At 41.7% G+C, this 16,632-nt stretch carries 17 protein-coding genes and 2 riboswitches; of the genes, 8 read left to right on the top strand and 9 right to left on the bottom strand.

The window, feature by feature from the left end; genetic code table 11:
- The first annotated feature begins 37 nt into the window (after window positions 1–37).
- The 4 genes from MUN89_RS19100 to MUN89_RS19085 all read left to right on the top strand — a co-directional run bounded on the left by MUN89_RS19100 (window position 38) and on the right by MUN89_RS19085 (window position 4,003).
- Window positions 38–1,651 carry a YceG family protein gene (locus tag MUN89_RS19100; RefSeq protein WP_244709515.1) on the top strand — a complete coding sequence of 538 codons (1,614 nt, stop codon included), beginning with the start codon at window positions 38–40 and terminating at the stop codon, window positions 1,649–1,651.
- A gap of 13 nt (window positions 1,652–1,664) precedes the next feature.
- Window positions 1,665–2,759, top strand: coding sequence for a toxic anion resistance protein (locus tag MUN89_RS19095; RefSeq protein ID WP_244709513.1), 1,095 nt, complete (start codon window positions 1,665–1,667; stop codon window positions 2,757–2,759).
- Between the two features lie 116 nt (window positions 2,760–2,875).
- Window positions 2,876–3,034, top strand: a complete 159-nt coding sequence (locus tag MUN89_RS19090) for an aspartyl-phosphate phosphatase Spo0E family protein (RefSeq protein ID WP_244709511.1) — start codon at window positions 2,876–2,878, stop codon at window positions 3,032–3,034.
- Window positions 3,035–3,343: 309 nt separating this feature from the next.
- Window positions 3,344–4,003, top strand: a complete 660-nt coding sequence (locus tag MUN89_RS19085; protein ID WP_244709510.1) for a VC0807 family protein — start codon at window positions 3,344–3,346, stop codon at window positions 4,001–4,003.
- A gap of 273 nt (window positions 4,004–4,276) precedes the next feature.
- Here MUN89_RS19085 and MUN89_RS19080 read toward each other — a convergent pair whose 3' ends face one another.
- The 6 genes from MUN89_RS19080 to MUN89_RS19055 all read right to left on the bottom strand — a co-directional run bounded on the left by MUN89_RS19080 (window position 4,277) and on the right by MUN89_RS19055 (window position 9,227).
- Entirely contained in the window at window positions 4,277–5,098 is an 822-nt protein-coding gene (locus MUN89_RS19080) for a TatD family hydrolase (RefSeq protein WP_244709508.1), read from the bottom strand.
- Window positions 5,065–5,793, bottom strand: coding sequence for an ABC transporter ATP-binding protein (locus MUN89_RS19075; RefSeq protein WP_244709506.1), 729 nt, complete (start codon window positions 5,791–5,793; stop codon window positions 5,065–5,067). The genes MUN89_RS19080 and MUN89_RS19075 overlap by 34 nt, the downstream gene beginning before the upstream one ends.
- The gene (locus MUN89_RS19070) at window positions 5,786–6,559 is read right to left on the bottom strand and encodes an ABC transporter permease (protein ID WP_244709504.1); all 774 of its coding nucleotides are present in this window, start codon (window positions 6,557–6,559) and stop codon (window positions 5,786–5,788) included. The genes MUN89_RS19075 and MUN89_RS19070 overlap by 8 nt, the downstream gene beginning before the upstream one ends.
- The gene (locus tag MUN89_RS19065) at window positions 6,556–6,846 is read right to left on the bottom strand and encodes an MTH1187 family thiamine-binding protein (protein WP_244709502.1); all 291 of its coding nucleotides are present in this window, start codon (window positions 6,844–6,846) and stop codon (window positions 6,556–6,558) included. Before MUN89_RS19065 ends, MUN89_RS19070 begins: the two co-directional genes overlap by 4 nt.
- Window positions 6,847–6,852: 6 nt before the next feature.
- A complete protein-coding gene (locus MUN89_RS19060) occupies window positions 6,853–7,860 on the bottom strand; it encodes an ABC transporter substrate-binding protein (RefSeq protein WP_244709500.1) in 1,008 nt (335 codons plus the stop codon).
- 109 nt (window positions 7,861–7,969) lie between these two features.
- Window positions 7,970–8,079: riboswitch (TPP riboswitch) on the bottom strand.
- 86 nt (window positions 8,080–8,165) lie between these two features.
- Window positions 8,166–9,227, bottom strand: coding sequence for an NAD(P)/FAD-dependent oxidoreductase (locus MUN89_RS19055; protein WP_244709498.1), 1,062 nt, complete (start codon window positions 9,225–9,227; stop codon window positions 8,166–8,168).
- 264 nt (window positions 9,228–9,491) lie between these two features.
- Here MUN89_RS19055 and MUN89_RS19050 point away from each other — a divergent pair, with 264 nt between their 5' ends.
- The 3 genes from MUN89_RS19050 to MUN89_RS19040 all read left to right on the top strand — a co-directional run bounded on the left by MUN89_RS19050 (window position 9,492) and on the right by MUN89_RS19040 (window position 13,083).
- Window positions 9,492–10,868, top strand: a complete 1,377-nt coding sequence (locus tag MUN89_RS19050; RefSeq protein ID WP_244709496.1) for a Glu/Leu/Phe/Val family dehydrogenase — start codon at window positions 9,492–9,494, stop codon at window positions 10,866–10,868.
- A 113-nt stretch (window positions 10,869–10,981) separates the two neighbouring features.
- Window positions 10,982–12,049 carry a C45 family autoproteolytic acyltransferase/hydrolase gene (locus MUN89_RS19045; protein ID WP_244709495.1) on the top strand — a complete coding sequence of 356 codons (1,068 nt, stop codon included), beginning with the start codon at window positions 10,982–10,984 and terminating at the stop codon, window positions 12,047–12,049.
- 122 nt (window positions 12,050–12,171) lie between these two features.
- The gene (locus MUN89_RS19040; protein WP_244709493.1) at window positions 12,172–13,083 is read left to right on the top strand and encodes an endonuclease I family protein; all 912 of its coding nucleotides are present in this window, start codon (window positions 12,172–12,174) and stop codon (window positions 13,081–13,083) included.
- A 216-nt stretch (window positions 13,084–13,299) separates the two neighbouring features.
- Here the strand turns inward: MUN89_RS19040 and MUN89_RS19035 are convergent, their stop codons facing one another.
- A complete protein-coding gene (locus MUN89_RS19035; RefSeq protein ID WP_244709491.1) occupies window positions 13,300–13,614 on the bottom strand; it encodes an LSm family protein in 315 nt (104 codons plus the stop codon).
- Window positions 13,615–13,746: 132 nt separating this feature from the next.
- Between MUN89_RS19035 and MUN89_RS19030 the strand changes: the two genes are divergently transcribed.
- Window positions 13,747–14,739: a Gfo/Idh/MocA family protein gene (locus MUN89_RS19030; RefSeq protein ID WP_244709489.1), complete on the top strand. Its 993-nt coding sequence runs from the start codon at window positions 13,747–13,749 to the stop codon at window positions 14,737–14,739.
- Between the two features lie 135 nt (window positions 14,740–14,874).
- Here the strand turns inward: MUN89_RS19030 and MUN89_RS19025 are convergent, their stop codons facing one another.
- Entirely contained in the window at window positions 14,875–15,714 is an 840-nt protein-coding gene (locus tag MUN89_RS19025) for a bifunctional 5,10-methylenetetrahydrofolate dehydrogenase/5,10-methenyltetrahydrofolate cyclohydrolase (RefSeq protein WP_244709487.1), read from the bottom strand.
- A 74-nt stretch (window positions 15,715–15,788) separates the two neighbouring features.
- Window positions 15,789–15,874: riboswitch (ZMP/ZTP riboswitch) on the bottom strand.
- 54 nt (window positions 15,875–15,928) lie between these two features.
- Window positions 15,929–16,552 (bottom strand): LysE family translocator, encoded by a 624-nt coding sequence (locus MUN89_RS19020; protein WP_244709485.1) that lies wholly within the window; start codon window positions 16,550–16,552, stop codon window positions 15,929–15,931.
- Between the last annotated feature and the right edge of the window lie 80 nt (window positions 16,553–16,632).

Below are 16,632 nucleotides of genomic sequence, written 5' to 3'. Positions count from 1 at the left end.
CGACCTCGCTAAATTTGCAAGAAAAGGGGTGTACACCTTGGGTGATTATCAAAGCATAACCATACATCGCGGCCCCATCAAAGAGGATCGCTGGAAAGATGTACTTCATCATCAACTACCTGAAAGAGATGTTTATGAAAAAGGTCATACGCTGGAATTCACAGCCCTTTCAGGAAGGATTTTAGGCACTTCGTATGATGAAACCGAGTATTTTATGATGCTTCATGAATTATACAAAAGGGATTCCGTGCACATTTTGAATGAAGAGTTAAATAAGCGGATTGCTCCGGAAACCTTTCAAGCGGTGCAAAAAATACTCATGATTAATCAGGAAGAAAAAGGACTATCGACCAACAGGTTTGTAGCCTTTCTAGATGGAGAACAACTGACTCCAAAGCATCCCAATCCGGTGATGAACAAGCATATCCGCTTGTCGTTAATGAAAGTGCTTGATAAATTTAATAGTAGTCATGAGAAGGGGTTTACGGACTCTCAATTCCGCAGAGTTCTGGTGGATCTTGTGAAGTGGTCCTGGAACCACTTGGACGTTTGGCTGCAAGAAGTAAACATCGAAGAAGAGATGCCTCACGTTATATGGTATGGGGAAGCTTCGCCAAGCCAGCTTTATTTCTTATATTACTTGATGCTTATAGGCTGTGATGTGCTGATCTTTCATCCTGAAGCTAAAGACCAGTTTGCTGAACTGGATGGAAAAGAAGAGATTTCCAAGACGTATAAGTATCCGGCTAGAACGGAATTACAGCCCTTTCCTACAGAAGAACCGAAACGTCAGTCAACGGTAGCTTACCGTTCATCTCAGGAAATGGATCATGTCCTTCACCATGAAGGATCAAGTCTATATAAACCTTGGCAGTTCAGAAACCATATTCCAAAATCAGTTACACTAAAAACTACCTATGATGAATTGTTTCTTATTGCTAAAGAAAAAGCGTTTATCCGGCCAAATTTTGAAGTGGATAAACAAATGGTTCAAGTACCTAATTTATTTGCGAAAGTTATGGGCGTATCCACTAACTCAAAGGAATACTGGGACAGAATTCAAACGTTAACAGATTTGAAGGAAACGGAGCTGGTTAAGAAGTTTCCTTTCACAGATGAAGTCAATGCCAATTACCAGTTTCATTATCAGGACGCTGTCAACGAAAAAGGAATTATTGAGCCTGACCAGTTAATGAATACCAATGTGTGGCGGTACCAGCATCTTCCAAGCGGTACTCAAAGGGCAATGGCGGCAGCGATTTCAAGAATTTGCGAAAAGCCAAAACTGCTGCCAAAAGCGAATGAATCAGTTCAAGATGTGCGGCATTATTTATTTGCTCAGGCAACCAATCTTCCACCTGCTATCCAGCATCTCGTGCAGACTTTTGATTATTCTCAAACTGTACCTAAGCTGATTCTTTATAATACAGAGATGAACGGCACGCTTGCCCGTTCAGATGCAGCCGTCTTACTGTTTTTGAATGAAATTGGTTTAGATCTGTTAATCTATAACCCTCCGGGCCACAATTGCATTGAACAATTTATTGAGAAAAAAGAATTTGACACGCATTGGCTTGAGGAAATGTCATTTGGACAGGAATTTAAAGAACCTACATTTATGAGAAAATTCATTAATTCTATCATTAAGTAAGGGAGAGGAACTTATGACCAATTCAAATGAAAGTGCAATTACAACGCTTGAACAAAAGGAAGAAATTACAGAATCGAAAGCAGATGATTACAGAGCGCAGTTAAGAAAGGAACCGGAAGTACAGCAGCTTTCCAACGAGATCGACCCTAAAGATCAAATCGCTTTACTGGAATTTGGAAAGGAGCCTGCTTATGAAATTTCCCAGTTCTCTGATCGAATTCTTTCGATGATGAGGACTAACAGTGTAACTGACTCAGGGGTTATGTTGACGCAGCTCGGAAAAATCATGGATAAATTCGATAAAAAAGATTTTGAAGAAGAAAAGAAAGGGCTCTTCTCAAAAATATTCAAACGCGGCAACGATATGATTGAAAAAATCTTTGGGAAATATCAGACCCTTGGCGGGGAGATCGAAAAGGTACACACAGAGATTTCTAAATACAAAGATGAAATGACGAAATCAACTCAAACCCTGGATGAGATGTATGAAAACAACATTAACTATTATATGCAGCTGGAGAAATACGTTGTCGCAGGGCAGATGAAGATCGAAGAACTCAAACAGATTGTCCCTCAATACGAAGAAAAAGCTGCTAATGGAGATCAAATGGCCCAAATGGAATTGGATACATTGAAAAATGGGATCCAAGCTCTTGAGGAACGTGTGTATGATTTGGATATGGCCCGTATGGTAGCTCTCCAGACGGCTCCACAAATTAGATTGCTGCAGCGAGGGAATACGAAATTGATTGGAAAGATTAACTCGGCGTTCATCATTACTATCCCTATTTTTAAGAATGGAGTGATCCAAGCTGTAACCGCTAAACGGCAGAAGCTTGTTGCAGATTCTATGAGTGAATTGGACCGTCGTACGAATGAAATGTTGAAAAAGAATGCTGAAAACATTGCCAGTCAAAGCTCAGAAATCGCACGCTTATCCGGTCGACCGAGTGTGGATATTGAAACCATTGAAGAATCTTGGAATACAATTGTTAAAGGTATGGAGGAAACACGAGCGATTGAAGAAGAGAATAAAAAGCTGCGTGAAGATGGAACCCGCAGGATAATGGAACTTCAGGAAAATATGAAGCAAATCGGCCAAAAGTAACCATTAAGAACAGAAAGGTGGCTGAGTTCATCTTCTGTTCTTTTTACATGATTGAAATAAATCCCAGGTTTTATTAAAACTTTATCAGGCAATTCATTACTAAAGGGGTTGATGATTTGGATTATAAATTGAAGCTGGAGCAGCAGATTGAAGATTTGAGAGAAGTCATGTATCAAATCTATTACAGCAACCCTCAGGATGAAGAATTGCTGCAAATATCTCAAGAGCTGGATGGTCTGTTGAATAAATGGCGAGATTCCACGAGAGACCGTTAATTGAGTCCCTCCCGCTGATTCAATATAGCTCTACTTGAATGAACCGCAAGCCTGTGATACAGTTTTATCAATGCCATTCCATAACGCATAAACGACTGCGGGAAACTTAACCATTTCATATGGAATGGCAGGCCTACATATATTAAACCGGTCCTAACTAGAGGATCGGTTTTTTTTGGTTCAGAAGGCGTACCTGAGGGAGATATTCTGCTGTTGGGACCTTCCAAAACAACAGGTACTGTAATTTTACGAAACGAAGTTTATATCCAATTCGTATCAGTAGTATCTAAGCTCATGGGGGATTTAAACTTGAATAATCGTACTTTTATTGTATTAGACATTGTTTGTTATGTAGTTTTTCCTTTAGCTGTCTGGCACCTGACCCGTGATGTTATCGGCGATTACTATGCCATGCTCTTGTCTACAGTGCCTGGCATCGTTTATACGATTTATCGTTTTCTTGCTCTTAAAAAAGTGAATGTATTTGGGATTTTTATGATAAGCAACCTGGTAATTGGCACCTTGATCGATGTGCTTGCCGGTTCTGCTTTACAGTTATTGTGGAATAATGTGGTCTTTGCTTATGTGATGGCTGTCTTCTTTTTGCTGACTATGCTGGCAAGAAGACCTCTCGCATTATATTTTCTGCTTGATTTCACAGAATTGCAGGGATATGATCGTAAATTCAGCTACAAACTGTTTCATAAAAAAAGGCTTTTTGTGCTCCTGAATCTAATAACTTTAGCTTTTGCCTTGCAAAATATTATCCTGGCCACAGTGAAATTCTGGCTTATTAAAGAGTACGGTGTTGAAGCGTTTGATAAAGGAATTATTCTTAAGCAGGCTTTAAGCTGGGGAATATCCATAGTCATTATGGCAGGTTATGCCTATACCGGCAGAATAATTAATCAAACCCCTCATCTGATCCGAGAGGTCCAGGAAGAAATGAAAAATAGAAAGGAAGCCTGAAAAAGTTCCTTCTAATTTAGAAATGCTGTTAAAGTCTGTCGTTGATGCTCACGAATCGCTTGTCGGTGGTTGCTTGCCGCTCGCACGGCCTCAAGCTCCCTTGGTCAGAAGATCACTTGACCAGGTGGGTCTTCGGCTCGCGCTGTTTTCGCAGGCGTCACCACCGCCCGCTCATCGTGGAATCAACAGTGGCCAATCTAAAAAGAGTGATTCCCTTGGATTTAAAAAGGAAAATTTTCTTCATCCATTCATCGACCTCATTTTACTTCGTTTTCATTCCTGCAAATCGTAAAATATGCTGGTGTTTTTGAAAAAGCGGGAGTAGACATCCTGCATAGGAACATTCTTAAGCCTGGAAATCTGCTTGATGGAAGAGTGGATCATTTTGGGATGGGTAAGTTCTCCGGAAAATGGTCCTGCAAACGGCCAGGGACCGTCTGTTTCTGCCATCATTAATTCTATTGGATAAGATTTAATGATCCTCTTTATTTCTTCCTCGTAAAGACAATCTGGGGTAAACGACACGAAGTAGCCGTTTTCCTTCATCCTTTGCAAAATTTTTTCAGATCCTTTAAACCAATGAAAATGGGCGTTGGAGACAGAATACCTTTCTAGTAAGTCACAGACAATTTCAGCATCCTCATAAATGGCGTGCAGGGCAATGGGTTTACCGGTTTTAGCGGCATACTTTACGAAAACTTCCAGAATTTCAATGTAGGAATTAAGAGAAAGTTGTTTTTGTTCTTTCCGCAAGTAGTAAGGAAGACCGACTTCACCTATTGCAACTATTTCATTCTTTTTTCGTTCGATCAGGGAAAAGAGCTTTTGCAGCTCAGCTTCTTCAGGCAATGGCTGTTCAGGATGAAAGCCTGCGGCTGGCTTTATCTTCTTATTTTGCTTACTGTATTCAAGGTTGGTTAAAGCAGACTGGTAGTCGGTCGAGACAGCAATTACCTTCTCAACCTTGTACATATCAAGCTCATTTAATAGTTGGTTTCTTTCACACTCTTCGTACATATCTAAGTGGATATGAGCATCTATAATCGCATTCTTCATTAAACTCACCTCAATTCCTGATAGATTTCCCGTTTCCATTCTAAAAACTCCTGCGATAACATAAGCGATTGTTCTCTCGGTCTTTCGAAGGGAATGGTGTAGATTTTTTTAATTTCTGCAGGACTTGTGGAAAGCACAAGGATTCGGTCAGAAAGGTAAAGCGCTTCTTCAATATTATGGGTTACAAACAGGACCGAATGCTTATGGTGCTCCCAAATCGATAGCAGCCACTTCTGCATTTCCAGCCGCGTCAACTCATCCAGGGCAGAAAAAGGTTCATCCAGACACATCAACGGCTGTGGACTTAACAGACAGCGGATAAAGGAAGCGCGCTGTTTCATGCCGCCGGATAGCTGGCTTGGGTAGGCATTCTCATACCCTTCGAGACCAGCAGTCTTAACCATTGCTTTCGCCGCAGACTGATCCTGTTTTCCCGAAATTTCCTGGCCGAGCTGAACGTTATCAAGGATGGTTCTCCACGGAAATAATGAAGGGCTCTGCGGCATATAGCTTATGTGTCCTCGTTTGCCGGTGATATTCTGATCATTTAACAGGATGTTGCCGCAATCAGGTTGGTATAACCCGCCAATCAGGTGAAACAGCGTACTTTTTCCACTTCCGGAAGGACCGATCACGGATACAAACTCACCTTCGTGAATGGTAAACGATAATTTTTTTATTATCATTTTTTCATCGAAGGATTTTTGGAGGTTATTTACGATTAGTTCAGCCATTTGCTTTTTCACCTTTCTTCTGCTGCCATTTCGCAGCCCGCCTCTCAAGTAAAGAAATAACAAGGAAGAATAATAAACTCAGCAGCATAATTAAAAAAATAGCGACAAACACACGATCGGTATGAAAGGAAGAGGAAGCTAAAGTCATATAGACACCGATGCCATTTTTAGCTCCCAGCCATTCAGAAATGACAGCCCCCATTACACTATAAGTAGCTGAAATTTTTAATCCGGAAAATATAGACGGAAGGGCATGCGGCCATTCCAGTTTTGTGAAAATTTGTGCTTTTGTAGCTCCTGCCATTTTCATATAGTGCATAAGCTCCTGGCTGGTCTGTCTTAAACCGTCCATTGCTGCTACAGCGATCGGAAAAAAACAGACGAGTACGATGACGAGGATTTTGGGAAGCCATCCAAAGCCAAACCAGATTACGAGCAATGGGGCTAGCACAATAATGGGAATGTTTTGCGATAATATCAAAAGCGGATATAAAGCTTCCCTTACCGCGGGAAGCAGGTGCAATACGAACGCTGTTAGCAGTCCGATGACTGTTCCAGTTAAAAAACCAAGCAGTGTAAGGACAATCGTAGAATAAAGATGGTGCTTATAAGAGGGCCACCCGTTGATTCCTTCATGCAAAATATCTGATGGTGCAGGTAACAGCCAGGCTGGCACGTTAAACAAACGGCATAAAAATTCCCAAATGATAAGGAAAAGGATGAGGACCGTAATGGGTCTCCATCCTCTTTGAAATAGTAATCTCAACGGTATTTCTCCGTGAGCTGATCCATAGAAGCACCACTTGGCTGGTACAGCACTTTTATCTGGGATATTACGTTTATACTGCCTTTGGCAATCATGGCTTCATTCATCTCTTCAATCAGCTGAAAGATATCGCTTAAGTTTCCTTCAATCGTAGTCTCCAAAGGGTGGACTTCGTGCTTCAATCCTGATTTTTGGATGCATGAAATAGCTTCATCCACATAAGAAATCACATCTTCTCCGCCTTTGGTTTTAGGAATAATTTGTATACTTACTAATGAGTCCGCCATTACGATTCACTCCTTATTTTCTGGCAGGAATTGATTGGTGAACGCGTCTTTTGCGTTTAATTGTTTGTCCAATAAATCATGGTTGTACATCCAATCCGCATAATTTTGCCAGACTTCTTCCTTCTGAATTCCCCATTGTGAGGCATCATCTTTATACTTTGGTGAGAGCCACTTCTGGCTGGCTTTTACGAGCTCAGGGTCAAGGTCAGGTACGGCATCGATTAGAATTTCTGAGGCTTCTTCAGGGTGGTCGATGGAATATTGATACCCTTCCGATACGGCTTTCATAAAGGCTTTAACGGTATCGGCATGGTTGTCAATCATGCGTTCGCTAGTCGTGAGCACAGGGGTATAATAATCAAGCTTCTCGGAGTAGTCCGTTAAATAGAGCATATTAAGCTCTTGATTGCGAAGCTCTGCTTCAACGCCTGTCCATCCATAGTAGATCCATGCGAAATCGACATCTCTTTTGACAGCAGTAAAAAAGTCGGTGTTTCCCATATTTACGATATCTACTTTGTTCACATCGGCGTTTTCCTTTTTCATAATGGAGGAGATGACCGCCTTCTCTACAGGTGCCCCCCAACCGCCATAAGTTTTACCTTCAAAATCCTTAGGTGAACTAATCTTTTTTTCTTTCGGAGACGCAAATCCTGAAGTATTATGCTGAATGACAGCCCCGATAGAAACGATCGGAATGTCTTGTACACGAGCCTGTGTCAAAGCTTCCTGCGCACTGATTCCAAAGTCAGCTTTTCCGGAAGCAACGAGTTGATCAGCACCGGTTTCTCCCGGCATCAGAATTTCCACGTTGAGTCCGGCCTCTTCAAAGTAACCCTTCTCTTTTGCGACATAAATGCCGGTGTGGTTTGTGTTCGGCGTCCAATCAAGGACTAGTTTCACAGACTTGGTCTTTTGGCCTTCCCCGCTTGAGGACTGGGAGGCATGGTCGTCACCAGAGCAGGCAGCAAGTCCAAAAATGAGGATTGCCAAAGAAATTAGTAATTTGTTCATCTTTCATTCTCCTTATGTTGTTAACCTACTTAAGAATACCTGGTGGAACCCATGAGCATATAAAAAGCACCCTGGAACCTTTGCCTAGGGTGCACATGATTATAAACGATAAGTCGTTCATTATGTTTCCTACGCTGGTATAAACCAGGTCAGGTTCCAAGGGTCAGTATCTATCGGATACAATCTCAACCAGCTTTACTGGTCCCCCTACATTTATCTTCATTTAGTTGGTTAACTATTTAGTAATCATCTAAAACTCTGCCATAAATAAGAATTGATTTCAAGTGATAACTAAGACTTGAGTCTTAGTGGCGTTTATTCAGCCAAAGGACACCGGATTTAGCTAAACGGGGCAGAAGTCCTGTAACTGGTTTTTGCAGCATATTTCCGAATCCGTCTGATTTACCAAGAGATCCCAATGCGCCTTTCAGTTTGAGCGGCTTTGGTTTCTGAGGAGTTTCGCCTCTTAAAACAGATGAAAGGATGTCCGCAATTTGTTCTCCCTGCTGTCCTGCCAGCTGGGCACTAGGCGAATGCTCAGAGGAGGCGCAATCGCCGACAATGTAAACATTCGGCCGTTTCGGTACTTGATAGAATTCATTGACTACTACTTTTTCCTGAGTATCTTTTTCAACAGGGAGTTCTCTTGCCAGATGGTTTGGACGGACGCCAGCAGTCCAAATAGTGACGTCATTAATAAAGCAGATTCCATTGTTGCAAACCCCGTCTTTTTCCACATATCCTACATTGGCATTATGCAGAACTTCCACATCATTTTTAGCAAACCATTCTTCCACATAATCTTGAATTTTTGAATCGAAGGCTCTGAGTACGGTCTCACCGCGATCCAGCAGCCGGATGTTTAAATCAGGTCGGCTTTCCCTGATTTCCGAAGCTACTTCGATTCCGCTGAGTCCTGCTCCTACCACAGACACTTTGCCGTAAGCTTTCAGTTCACTGACAGCAAACCCGGCTTCTCTCGCTTGAGAGATAGATTGGACGCTTTTTGTAAATTCTTTAGCTCCCTCAATCCCGTGGTAGTTGTCTTCACAACCCAGTGCTACAACGAGGTAGTCATAGGAAATGGGTTCATGCGGCTCTTCAACGAGCACTTGGTCTTTATCTGTATCAATCTTTTTAACTTCGGAGTACACATAATCGACCTGCTCATGAGCAGGAAATTCGAGGCGTACATTTCGATCGGATTCCGTACCCGCAGCAATTCCGTAAAATTCTGTTTTTAATGAATGGTATGGATTGCGATCTATGACAGTAATTTGAATATCTTCAGGCAGACCTTGATCTAGTAGAGTGAGAAGAATTTTAATTCCTCCATAACCGCCGCCTAATATCACGAGTTTCTTCATTAGTTATAACCACCTTTTGTGCCAGCTGAGTTGTTTTTTCATTCAAATGGATGATGCTTTTTCAGTAACCGCTTACTCCTGTCTTCCATCTTAAAGAGTACCAAAAATTGAAACATAAAACTAGATATACCTCGATAATTTACGCATTTTCCAAATAATCAGGCAGGCAGCCTATTAAAAAGTTTTGAAAGTGAGGAATCGGGAATGAGTCATTTAGATGGGTAAATCGTCATGGAAAATTTTTATGAAGGGGAGATCACACACATGCACAAACAACAATCCATCATTGAAGAATCATTAACTGCTTTATTAAAGGATGAGTCATTTCTGCCTGATCTCCAGGAACAGACTAGAGATCAAGCTTTTAAATCCTTAGTGGCTATATTATCCACACCTAACCATATACATAAATCCTTTTTAAGGGTGGCTTTGGAAAACGGCATGATTATACGCGTGCCGGCTTTTCGAGTGCAGCATAACGACACTGTTGGTCCTTATAAAGGAGGAATACGTTTTCATGAATCAGTAAATGAAGACGAAGTAGCTAATCTTGCAAAGCTGATGACGTTGAAAAATGCGCTTCACGAACTTCCATTTGGCGGGGCTAAAGGTGGCGTGGTGATCAATCCTAAGGACTACTCTAATAAAGAGTTAAATTTGATATGTAAGAAGTATGTACAATATTTTGACGATATTTTAGGCCCGGATAAAGATATTCCTGCGCCTGATGTAGGCACCGGAGAACGGGAAATGGACTGGATGATGGGAGAATTTAAAGGAAACCATCCCGGCACAGAATACCGGGGCAGTTTTACTGGGAAGAGCATTGTCAATGGAGGATCACTTGGAAGGAGACAAGCTACAGGGAAAGGTGTCTATTTTACTTTTCGCTATATGATGCATGACTTTCTTCATAAGAATAAGCAATGGCTTTCTGAGACGGACAACCGATTTGCCAAGACTGCACTGGCGCATGCCGATCAGCCTTTAACTATGGCTGTACAGGGTTTTGGGAATTTAGGTTCTGTTGCAGCTTTAGAAGCTTATCACTGTAATTATCTTCAAAATAAAATCGTCGCAGTCAGCGACCAAAACGTAATGCTGTATAATGAGTCAGGTCTGGATATCCCTGCGCTCGTTAAACATGCGGAGGCCAATGACGGAGATTTACCCCGTACGGAAGAGGAGTTAGGAAAGAGTAAGCTTACAGCACAGATTAAAGATCGTGATGATTTGCTTGAACTTGATGTAGATGTCCTTATGCTTGCTGCATTGGAAGACCAAATTCACGAAGGAAACGTTAAAGATATTAAAGCCAAGTTGATTATTGAAGGTGCGAACAGCCCGATTACAGAAGAGGCAGACAAATATTTAGCTGACAGAGGGATCTTGATTGTACCTGATATCCTCGCAAATGCCGGTGGTGTTATCGTTTCTTACTTTGAATGGGTTCAAGGAAGGGAAACGCAATTCATGGATGAAGATGAGGTTTATGAACGGCTTTATGACAAGCTGCGTCATACGATGGATACCATCTATCCGCAATTTTTTGGTGATCCATTTCCTCTAAGACAGAACTGCTACATTCATACCGTGATGAAGATATCCACCATTATGTACCGACAGGGAAATCTCTATTAATTCAATTAAGAAGCACGGCGCTGGCCGTGCTTTTTTATGCGGATTTCTTTATTTGGAAGAGCCTATCTATTATGATGAGAATGATATCAATCCGTTCGGGAGAGGGACTTAGAATGAAGGAAATATATAGTGAGATTATTCAGTTCAGAGGCAGCCATTATGATTTCGGCAGAGAGCAGGGGAGAAGGTTAAAGGCATCTTTAACCGTTAGGAACAGGGAAAAGCAGTGGAAAGTGCGCATTCCCCGCTTCCATGTAGCAGAACAAGAAGTAAAGACAGCCATTCAAAGATTTGCTCCCGGGATTTGGGAGGAGCTTCTTGGTCTTAGGGATGTGCTCGAATGGCCGATGGAAAGAATCATGATGGAATTCGGCGGGTACAGGATCGGTTATAAAAAATCGGGATGTTCCATTATGACAGGCAAAGGATTTCTAATTAGAAATTATGATTATATGCCGAAAACTTATGAAGGTCGTTACAGCTTTTTTCAACCGGATGATTATGGATACGCTATAGCAGGGCCTACCCAGAGGATCACCGGACGAATGGACGGGATGAATGAGAAAGGCTTGGTCCTTGGGTACAACTTTATGCACCGCAAGAGGCCGGGGCTTGGGTTTATATGCTGCATGATTGGAAGAATGGTCTTGGAATCCTGTGCAGATGTTGAAGAAGCTGTACATATGCTGAAAGAAATTCCGCACCGCCACTCGTTCAGTTATACTGTATTTGATAAAAGCGATCAAACTTTCATCGTCGAAGCATCCCCGCGAGGAGTAGAAGTAAGAGAATCAAATTATTGTACCAATCATTTTGAGATTCTTACGAAGGAAAATCGCAACCACCTTACCGATTCCTATAAGCGTCTAGCAGCTATGAAAATACCTGAAGCTGAACTCCTCGAAGTAAAAGATGCTTTTCGATTAATGAACGGTGTGGGGCAAGGTGTTTTTTCGAAGCAGTACCGTAATTGGGCTGGAACGATTCATACCTCTGGTTACATGCCTGAAGAAATGAAAACACTATTTGCTCTTGGAGGAGATCAAGAGCCGGTCGAGTTTGATTTTGCCCAATGGCTGAATGGCGGCGATGTAAATCGTTCCACAATAGGTGGGGAAATAGATACAGACCTTCCATTTGTACATATGGACGAAGGAGCTTTTTGGACAGGTAGAAAGTGAATGGAAAAGCTTTCGCTATGATAAGCGGAAGCTTTTTTTATATGAGTGATTAAAATTCCATGTTTTTCAAAAAAAGAAATGGGTATTTAACTACTGTTATTCTTATTGAAGGAGGAATTACTGTGCCCATCACTCCCCAGCAAAAAGAAAAGTATGTTCCTAGTTCCACTGACCATGAGCATGTGAAAGCTAATCTGCAGCGTCTAAAGGAAAATAAGGAGAAAATCCAACAGGATCAAAAATCCTATTATGACGATGAACAGGATGATCGGGATAAGAAGAATTATTATAAAGAAATTGATTTTTCCAGTTCGAAAAGCGATGAACTTAGAGAATCATTAAGTCAGCTGCTTCGAGATACGCACAAGAAAAAACTTTCCTACGATCCTAGTGAACATCTTTATCCATGGGTGGATTTACGACCTGACGGGGAGTTGATGAGTATTTATTCCGGCCAAAACAGAAAGCCTGAAGACGTGATTCAGGAAGATTTTGAAGCCTCCCTACAGAGGGAGGAACAACTAATAAAGACGGCTGAATATCCGGATCAGTTGAATATTCAGATGCTTGAGGCTGTGGCAAAGCTTAAGTATAACTGTGAGCATTCTGTACCGCAGTCGTGGTTCGATGAACACGAGCCCATGCGTGGGGATCTTCATCATTTATTCACCTGTGAGCCGTTGTGCAATTCCATCCGCAGTAATTATCCGTATCATGATTTTTCTGACTACAAACCCGGCAGTGTAAACGCAGAAAGAATTGAAGACAGCTGTGGGAAGGCTGAGAATGAATTATTCGAGCCTGAGCACGGGAAAGGGACAGTAGCACGGGGAGTGTTGTATTTCCTCCTTAGATATCCAAATGAAATAGAAACAAAACACTTGCAGGGCTTGGATCTTGAGCTGTTAATGAAGTGGCATAAGAAATTCCCGCCGGCCCTGTATGAAAAACATCGGAATCAGGCCATATATGAGGAGCAGGGAAACCGTAACCCCTATATCGATCACCCTGAAAAAATGGGAGAATTAAAATAAAAGAATTGAAATCAGCCCATATTGCAGAGTGTGTTTCTCCTGCGGTATGGGCTTTTCAAGAATAATGAATTTAAAGGTAATGTCGTCGTACTCCAACCTTTCGGTCCTGTCACGATAGGCTGTGGCAGCAAGAAAAGATAGGAACCTTTCTTCTTTTTAAATAAGGTAAAAAATAATGCATTTCGGGTGAAAAGAGTCAATGGCTTCGATTGATCATTACCACCAGAAAGGAAAGAAAGGCCCAAACGCACGAATACCGAAGAAGGGAAATCCGAATAACCCAAAGGGTCCAAAGAATGGAAAGAATCGATTTTGTCCCGCTTGTGAGGCTTGCGCTTGTTGAACATTTTGATTTGGCATGATGACGTACATTTTTTCGTCGTCATAACTATGAAGCATTCCCTGATAAACCGAACCATCCTGCATCTGAATCTGGATAAATTGGTATAGATGCTGCTGGCAGGAATCTTTCATGTTTTTGGGACTACCCTGATAATGACTTGAAGATTCGTGATCTCTGTAAGTTTCCATGGAAACACCACCCATTTGAAAGATACACCTATCTTATTCTTTGGGGGTAAAATGGTGTTTGGCCCAATGGATGGATTTCTAATGGTAGAATAAGAGCAGGAGAACAAAATAACGAAAAAGAGGTGTTAGCAAATGATTCGTGTAGCTTTACTAAGCAAGTGGCACGTTCATGCAGTTGATTATGCAAAACAAGCACAGGATCACCCGAACCTTTCCATCGAAGCGGTTTGGGATGAGGAAGCAGCAAGAGGACGGGAATGGGCAGAGGAGCTCGGTGTTGATTTTATAGACCGCCTGGAGGACATTTGGAATGATTCATCCATAGATGGGGTAATTGTTACCACACCTACTTCTATGCACAAAGAAGTCATTACAGCTGCAGCTGAGCATGGGAAGCACATTTTTACTGAAAAGGTATTGACTTTATCGGGACAGGAATGCAGAGAAGTGCTGGACACCATTGAAAAATGTAACGTGAATTTTATGATTTCATTGCCACGATTAACGGAAGACTATTACATATACGCTCATGATACGATCAACGATGGCAAGCTGGGAACTGTCAATATGCTTCGCTGCCGTGTCGCTCATAATGGAGCGGTAGATACTAAGAATCATCCAAACGGATGGCTTCCAGGAAGGTTTTTTAATGAAGAACAATGTGGGGGAGGAGCATTCATAGATTTGGGCGCACATCCCATTTACCTTGCGAACAGGCTGCTTGGCCAGCCCTCTGCAGTTTCTGCTCGGCTTAAATCATTGCTTGGACGAGGTGTAGATGACCATTCCGCAGCTATCGTAGAATATCAATCCGGCGCTCTTGCTTCATTGGAAACCAGTTTCTTATCCAGCGGGAGCCCCTTTCAATTAGAAATTTATGGAACTGAAGGCACGATTTTAATTGAGGATAAACACATACGTATGAAAGGAAATGGCCGCACTGATGAGTGGATTGAACCAAAACGTCCAGCTCCTTTAGCTATGCCTTTAGAGCAGTGGGCAGCAGCGATTGAAAATGGGGAGGATGTATCAATTTCAATGCAGGATGCTCTCCATTTAACTTTGATTAATGAAGCTGCCGCTCGTTCCCATCAGGAAGGGCGGAGAGTGACCATAAACCAATGAATGAATTTCCATAATAGGGATTACACTATTCAGCAGTCTGTGTATGAACAGACTGCTGATTTTTTATAGAAGTTAAGATTTCCATTAGAATCTGAAAAGGCTGTCGAGTACAGCTCCAACAGCCTTATAGTCGTATTATTTTGATTCTTCTGCTGCGTCCACGGTATGTTTTAATAACATGGAGATGGTGACTGGACCAACCCCGCCAGGGACAGGGGTAATAGCACTTGCCTGCTGATAACAGGAATCATAGTCAACATCACCGATATTTCCCTTGTTGTAACCAGCATCGAGAACCACGACTCCTTCCTTCAGCCATTCTCCTCGAATGTATTGTGGTTTTCCAATAGCCGCCACCACGATGTCAGCACTGCTTAAAACAGCAGGCAAATCTTTCGTATGGGAATGACATGTCGTTACCGTAGCATTTTCATTCAGCAGCAACGCGGATACGGGTTTGCCGAGGATTGGACTTCTTCCTACGACTACAGCATTTTTTCCCTCAGCTGAAATACCGTAGTAATGAAGGATTTCCATGATAGCTGCTGGTGTACAGGAAGGATATTTTCCAAAACCGAAAGCGGTTTGACCATAGCCTGTGCTTGTAACCCCATCCACATCTTTCTCGATGGCAATACTTTCAAATGCTTTCCGTTCATCGATGTGGGAAGGCACAGGATGCTGAAGAAGAATTCCATGGACAGAAGCGTCATTATTCAATCGCTCAATCGTGTTCAAAAGTTCCTCCGTGTCAATATCTGCGGATAAATGGATCTTTTCAGATTTAATCCCGAGTTTTTCACATGCATTCCCTTTCATCCTTACATACGTTTCTGATGAAGGATCTTCTCCAACTAGAATAGTAGCCAGACAAGGAGTGATTTCATACTCGTTTTTCAGGGTCTCTACGCGATCGGCCAGTTTCTTACGGATATCCTGCGAAACTTGTTTACCATCTAAGATTACTTTTTCCATTTACTTAACTCCTCCCTAACGGACAAAATAATAGTGCTGAAATAATAAAAGAGATAAGGAAATTTGTTGTTCCTTATCTCTGCCCAGACGACCCGACGTATAATGAAATGCAGTTCCCATGTGGTTGTTTCCACTGTTGTCGTCAGTTACTGCATCGTGCTCTTGCTTTTCTCTAAAATATCATAACATAGGATTTCATTCAATTCACTTTCTATTATTTTTCGCTTAACAACAGCTTGAGACCGATAAGCAGAAAGATACTGCCCTGAATCATATTAATTTTTCGTCCTATGTTGGACTTCTTGTCTAACCATTTTTTAAGTTTTTCTGAAAAAATACTAATAGCTGAAAAAATAACGAATGCCTGAATCAAGAAAAGTACACCAAGAAGGAGCATTTGAACAGGTACATGTCCTAGATTTCGATCTACAAATTGGGGAAGTAAAGCCAGGAAAAATAAAGATACTTTTGGGTTAAGCAGATTCATTAATATACCTTTCTTATAAAGAGCTGAATAAGAAGCTTGTTTTGCTCCATTCAGTTCAAAGGAGCTTTGCTGGGAACGGAACGACTGCCAGGCTAAATATAAAAGGTAAACGGCTCCGGCTGCTTTTACAAGATTAAATATGAGAACAGAATGGTAGACTGCTGCTGAAATACCTAAGGCAGCTGCTGTAATATGTACGATTAAACCAGAACAAAGTCCAAGGGAAGTGGCAATGCCCGCTTTCTTTTGCTGTGCGATGCTTTGGGCGATGACAAATAGGTTATCCGGTCCCGGCATCACGGTTAAAATGATGGCCGCGCCTAAGAAAGATAAAGTTAGCGCTATGTTCATACTCGATTTCCTCCCAATAAAGTTATAAAAAATCACTCCTCCATGAGAGAAGTGACTTCTAATAGTAAAATAGTATAAAT

Origin of the sequence: Halobacillus salinarum (genome assembly GCF_022919095.1) — a bacterium.
Taxonomy (GTDB): domain Bacteria; phylum Bacillota; class Bacilli; order Bacillales; family Halobacillaceae; genus Halobacillus_B; species Halobacillus_B salinarum.
This window is presented reverse-complemented; position numbering and strand designations above follow the sequence as displayed.

Coding starts and splice junctions, on each gene's coding strand:
- MUN89_RS19095 (WP_244709513.1), top strand. CDS start 1,665: ATGACCAATTCAAATGAAAGTGCAATTACAACGCTTGAACAAAAGGAA.
- MUN89_RS19080 (WP_244709508.1), bottom strand. CDS start 5,098: ATGGAAACGGGAAATCTATCAGGAATTGAGGTGAGTTTAATGAAGAAT.
- MUN89_RS19075 (WP_244709506.1), bottom strand. CDS start 5,793: ATGGCTGAACTAATCGTAAATAACCTCCAAAAATCCTTCGATGAAAAA.
- MUN89_RS19065 (WP_244709502.1), bottom strand. CDS start 6,846: ATGGCGGACTCATTAGTAAGTATACAAATTATTCCTAAAACCAAAGGC.
- MUN89_RS19060 (WP_244709500.1), bottom strand. CDS start 7,860: ATGAACAAATTACTAATTTCTTTGGCAATCCTCATTTTTGGACTTGCT.
- MUN89_RS19055 (WP_244709498.1), bottom strand. CDS start 9,227: ATGAAGAAACTCGTGATATTAGGCGGCGGTTATGGAGGAATTAAAATT.
- MUN89_RS19050 (WP_244709496.1), top strand. CDS start 9,492: ATGCACAAACAACAATCCATCATTGAAGAATCATTAACTGCTTTATTA.
- MUN89_RS19045 (WP_244709495.1), top strand. CDS start 10,982: ATGAAGGAAATATATAGTGAGATTATTCAGTTCAGAGGCAGCCATTAT.
- MUN89_RS19035 (WP_244709491.1), bottom strand. CDS start 13,614: ATGGAAACTTACAGAGATCACGAATCTTCAAGTCATTATCAGGGTAGT.
- MUN89_RS19030 (WP_244709489.1), top strand. CDS start 13,747: ATGATTCGTGTAGCTTTACTAAGCAAGTGGCACGTTCATGCAGTTGAT.
- MUN89_RS19025 (WP_244709487.1), bottom strand. CDS start 15,714: ATGGAAAAAGTAATCTTAGATGGTAAACAAGTTTCGCAGGATATCCGT.
- MUN89_RS19020 (WP_244709485.1), bottom strand. CDS start 16,552: ATGAACATAGCGCTAACTTTATCTTTCTTAGGCGCGGCCATCATTTTA.